This window comes from Lentilactobacillus senioris (genome assembly GCF_026798195.1).
In the GTDB taxonomy this organism is placed as follows: domain Bacteria; phylum Bacillota; class Bacilli; order Lactobacillales; family Lactobacillaceae; genus Lentilactobacillus; species Lentilactobacillus senioris_A.
In genome coordinates this window covers 1-1,892 of record NZ_JAPQEZ010000024.1, presented here as the reverse complement: position 1 = coordinate 1,892, position 1,892 = coordinate 1, and the positions used below count along the sequence as shown (strand labels likewise).

Annotated in this window: 1 rRNA gene; it reads left to right on the top strand. The window is 51.1% G+C overall.

The window, feature by feature from the left end:
- Window positions 1-67 precede the first annotated feature (67 nt).
- Window positions 68-1,642, top strand: a 16S ribosomal RNA gene (locus OXT66_RS09535).
- The last annotated feature ends 250 nt before the right edge of the window (window positions 1,643-1,892 follow it).

The following is a 1,892-nucleotide window of genomic DNA, read 5'->3' as shown; positions in this document are numbered from 1 at the left end:
AACATTTGCGAAGTCAATTCGCTTTTAAGTAACAAATTAAAATCATGAGCTTACAAACAGCTCAGGTAAAACTGAGAGTTTGATCCTGGCTCAGGACGAACGCTGGCGGCGTGCCTAATACATGCAAGTCGAACGCGTCTTGGTGAATGATTGGCGGTGCTTGCACCAAAGAGATTTCACAATGAGACGAGTGGCGAACTGGTGAGTAACACGTGGGGAACCTGCCCATAAGCAGGGGATAACACTTGGAAACAGGTGCTAATACCGTATAACAATGTAAACCGCATGGTTTACATTTGAAAGATGGTTTCGGCTATCACTTATGGATGGACCCGCGGCGCATTAGCTAGTTGGTGAGGTAACGGCTCACCAAGGCAATGATGCGTAGCCGACCTGAGAGGGTAATCGGCCACATTGGGACTGAGACACGGCCCAAACTCCTACGGGAGGCAGCAGTAGGGAATCTTCCACAATGGACGAAAGTCTGATGGAGCAACGCCGCGTGAGTGAAGAAGGGTTTCGGCTCGTAAAACTCTGTTGTTGGAGAAGAACGTGGATGAGAGTAACTGTTCATTCAGTGACGGTATCCAACCAGAAAGCCACGGCTAACTACGTGCCAGCAGCCGCGGTAATACGTAGGTGGCAAGCGTTGTCCGGATTTATTGGGCGTAAAGCGAGCGCAGGCGGTCTTTTAAGTCTGATGTGAAAGCCTTCGGCTTAACCGGAGAAGTGCATCGGAAACTGGGAGACTTGAGTGCAGAAGAGGACAGTGGAACTCCATGTGTAGCGGTGAAATGCGTAGATATATGGAAGAACACCAGTGGCGAAGGCGGCTGTCTGGTCTGTAACTGACGCTGAGGCTCGAAAGCATGGGTAGCGAACAGGATTAGATACCCTGGTAGTCCATGCCGTAAACGATGAGTGCTAAGTGTTGGAGGGTTTCCGCCCTTCAGTGCTGCAGCTAACGCATTAAGCACTCCGCCTGGGGAGTACGACCGCAAGGTTGAAACTCAAAGGAATTGACGGGGGCCCGCACAAGCGGTGGAGCATGTGGTTTAATTCGATGCAACGCGAAGAACCTTACCAGGTCTTGACATCTTCTGCTAACCCAAGAGATTGGGCGTTCCCTTCGGGGACGGAATGACAGGTGGTGCATGGCTGTCGTCAGCTCGTGTCGTGAGATGTTGGGTTAAGTCCCGCAACGAGCGCAACCCTTATTGTTAGTTGCCAGCATTTAGTTGGGCACTCTAGCAAGACTGCCGGTGACAAACCGGAGGAAGGTGGGGATGACGTCAAGTCCTCATGCCCCTTATGACCTGGGCTACACACGTGCTACAATGGACGGTACAACGAGTCGCGAAACCGCGAGGTCAAGCTAATCTCTTAAAGCCGTTCTCAGTTCGGATTGCAGGCTGCAACTCGCCTGCATGAAGTCGGAATCGCTAGTAATCGTGGATCAGCATGCCACGGTGAATACGTTCCCGGGCCTTGTACACACCGCCCGTCACACCATGAGAGTTTGTAACACCCAAAGCCGGTGGGGTAACCTTTTAGGAGCCAGCCGTCTAAGGTGGGACAGATGATTAGGGTGAAGTCGTAACAAGGTAGCCGTAGGAGAACCTGCGGCTGGATCACCTCCTTTCTAAGGAAAAACGGAAACCAGCACANCCTTTTAGGAGCCAGCCGTCTAAGGTGGGACAGATGATTAGGGTGAAGTCGTAACAAGGTAGCCGTAGGAGAACCTGCGGCTGGATCACCTCCTTTCTAAGGAAAAACGGAAACCAGCACATTTCATCAATGTTTTGTTCAGTTTTGAGAGGTTTACTCTCATAATATAATACGGTTACGCTTTTTGGGCCTATAGCTCAGCTGGTTAGAGCGCACGCCTGATA